The 2,722-nt window shown below is 43.0% G+C and carries 3 protein-coding genes and 1 pseudogene; 2 read left to right on the plus strand and 2 right to left on the minus strand.

Annotation, left to right across the window (positions count from 1 at the left end):
• Positions 1-374: pseudogene (locus ACP45E_RS11370) on the plus strand (PTS fructose transporter subunit EIIBC); the annotation flags it as partial.
• 123 nt (positions 375-497) lie between these two features.
• Here ACP45E_RS11370 and ACP45E_RS11375 read toward each other — a convergent pair.
• Together ACP45E_RS11375 and ACP45E_RS11380 are read right to left on the minus strand one after the other, a co-directional pair.
• Complete coding sequence (locus ACP45E_RS11375) at positions 498-791, minus strand: DUF1496 domain-containing protein (RefSeq protein ID WP_017039016.1); 294 nt, start codon at positions 789-791, stop codon at positions 498-500.
• Between the two features lie 24 nt (positions 792-815).
• Positions 816-1,715: a 1-aminocyclopropane-1-carboxylate deaminase/D-cysteine desulfhydrase gene (locus ACP45E_RS11380; protein WP_017039015.1), complete on the minus strand. Its 900-nt coding sequence runs from the start codon at positions 1,713-1,715 to the stop codon at positions 816-818.
• Between the two features lie 441 nt (positions 1,716-2,156).
• Here ACP45E_RS11380 and ACP45E_RS11385 point away from each other — a divergent pair.
• Positions 2,157-2,722 (plus strand): TetR/AcrR family transcriptional regulator (locus ACP45E_RS11385; protein WP_069585023.1); only part of this gene is annotated, 566 nt, incomplete at its 3' end.

The following is a 2,722-nucleotide window of genomic DNA, read 5'->3' on the forward strand; positions in this document are numbered from 1 at the left end:
ACCGCTCTTCCGATCTCCTTGCGACTTGGTTAGCGAAAGATAAGTTTGAGGCGAGTGAACGAGAAGCGGGTAAAGCCTCATTTGTTCTTGGACTGTGCTTCATTTCTGAAGGTGCGATTCCATTTGCAGCAAAAGATCCGATGCGTGTTATTCCAGCGTGTATGGCAGGCGGAGCATTAACGGGTGCACTTTCGATGCTGTTTGGCGCTCAACTGATGGCACCGCACGGTGGTTTATTTGTGTTGCTTATCCCTGGTGCAATTTCACCAATACTGATGTATTTAGTGGCAATAGCGGCAGGTACTGCAGTGACCGGGTTTGGTTATGCGTTCTTAAAGCAAAGAGAATCGAGCAAAGAGGCAGCCGTCGCGTAAGAGATGGCAGGAGCATAAGATATTTCAGTAACATGAAAGATCTCAGATTCAACTGCACCGTTTAATTTCGATGCTTTCCCCCACTAGAATCAAGCATCACAGCGCTACTTTGGTAGCGCTTTTTTAGTTATCTTGTGATGAAGATTTCAGTTGAACCCATTTTAAGGCACCATTGGTTTCAAAGTCATTCGCTTCCTTACAGATCATGTAATGCTCGCCAACCTGAAGAATTGCCCCTAATGAGTAGGCTTGGTCTTGGTAATAGCAAACCCGTTTTGCTGCGCTTGAACCATCAACGGCAATAATACTTTTCCCCGGTGTTGAAATCACTTTCGCATTCAATGGGGGCGCTATCATTGCAACGATAGAAGTCATTGAAACGATAGAAGTGAGCGTTATCAGTTGATATTTTATCATTCAAATCTTCCTTACTGGTGTCATTTAATCCCACTGCCTTTGATATCGAGGTAGCATACTCTCGTTGCCTAAGATCCCACCTTGATGAACATAGATCAGCGTTTTGTCTTCTAAGTATTGTCTATGTTTGAGTAAACAGCGCCACATCATCGGATCATAGAGCAAATCAAATTCGACATAAGTATCTTCGAGTAACTGCTGCCAAATTAAGTAGTCTTCATGATCGAGCTGTCCAAAATGATGTTTGCTGTCTAATGTCAGGATTTCAGGGTGGTTGTGAGGCTCTAACTGATGAAACTGTTGTATTAAATAATCGCGCCCACCGACACAAGGGCAGGTCAATACCTCAATCCCATGTGGCTTTAAATACTGGCTTAGATAGAGTGATGTGGTGCCTGTTCCTGATGGTAGAGCCACAACACAACGTTGGCTGCTATCGTATCTCGCCCATTGTAAAAGTTCCTCAGCAAGCTCGGTAACGCCTAATGCGGCTGAAGTTGAACGCCCACCTTCTGGGACAACAATGCAGCACTCGTCTGGCTGACGAACCTGTGCAATATAATCCGCAGGGTGAAGAGGCGTCGAAATCGCCTCTTTTACCACAATGACTTTAGCCCCTAAATCCAGTGCACCTCGATAATTACCGATAGGCGTTTTTTTGAGCCAATGGGGTATATGATCAACATAAAATTCAAGTTGCCACCCTTTAATGCTTGCAAGGGCAGCGAGGGAATACAGCGAGTTAGCTTGAGCAGAACCATAGCCAATAATTGTGGTTATCGTTTCGTCATTGTTATTGAGTAGCCATTTGAATTTTCGAGCTTTATTACCGCTAAACTGGCTGTGAAGCTTATCGTCCCTCTTGAGGAAAAACTCAATATCTTGAAAGCGATGTTGAGTGACGGGAGAATTATTTAAGATCATGGAAAGGCTCAAGAATGTGGTTTTGAGGAAGTATATCAATCCTGACGCCATTTTACCTATTACACCGTGACCACAAACCGCTACATCAGAATAAAAAACAGAATAAAAAAAGCCCAGAACAATCAGGTTCTGGGCAGATACAAACATAGGAGTTAATATGAAAAAGCAGTTTAAACGGTAGTGGCAGTATAAAAACAAGTCTGACGGCCAGTGAAACTCTTAAAACTCTGCTCACTACACCTAATATGACCCGCCTTTTCCAATACAGTTCCATCTTTTTTTAATAAAAATCGAAGTTTTTTTAACTCTTTTATTTTCAATAAATTAAAACGTTACGTACTATTCTGGTCGGACCAATGATCATAAATGTGATGTTAATGGCTTGTTAATCATGTTTTCGATCTGTATATTTCAAACAGATGTTTAATACGAGCGATTGAAATGGCAGCCAAAAACGATACCAAAAATAAAATTCTAGATGTGGCGGAAGTGTTGTTCTCGGAGCAAGGGTTTAATGACACGTCATTAAGAACGATCACGAGCAAAGCAGGCGTGAATTTGGCGTCGGTTAACTATCACTTTGGCGATAAGAAAACCTTAGTCAGAGCCGTCATCGATCGATACTTAGAAGCGTTTATGCCAGCACTTGAGCAGTCGTTGGAGTCGCTTAATGAACGCAATGATTTTGAAGTGGCTGATGTATTCGAATCGTTACGTCAGCCGTTAAGGGCACTAAACAGTGTGAGACCAGACGGAACAAGTCGATTTATGTTGCTTATTGGTCGTGGATACACCGACGTTCAGGGGCATTTGCGCTGGTTCATCACCACGCGTTATCAAGGCGTTCTGTCTCTGTTCACTCAATCTGTGCTTAAGGCGAACCCTAATTTAACTCAAGAAACTCTGTTCTGGCGTCTTCATTTCACGCTTGGCACTTGCGTATTTACCATGGCATCTAGCCAGGCGCTGGCTGAGATAGCCGAGAACGATTTTGGTACCAAAGTAGA

It is taken from the genome of Vibrio genomosp. F10 str. 9ZD137 (assembly GCF_049974785.1).
In the GTDB taxonomy this organism is placed as follows: domain Bacteria; phylum Pseudomonadota; class Gammaproteobacteria; order Enterobacterales; family Vibrionaceae; genus Vibrio.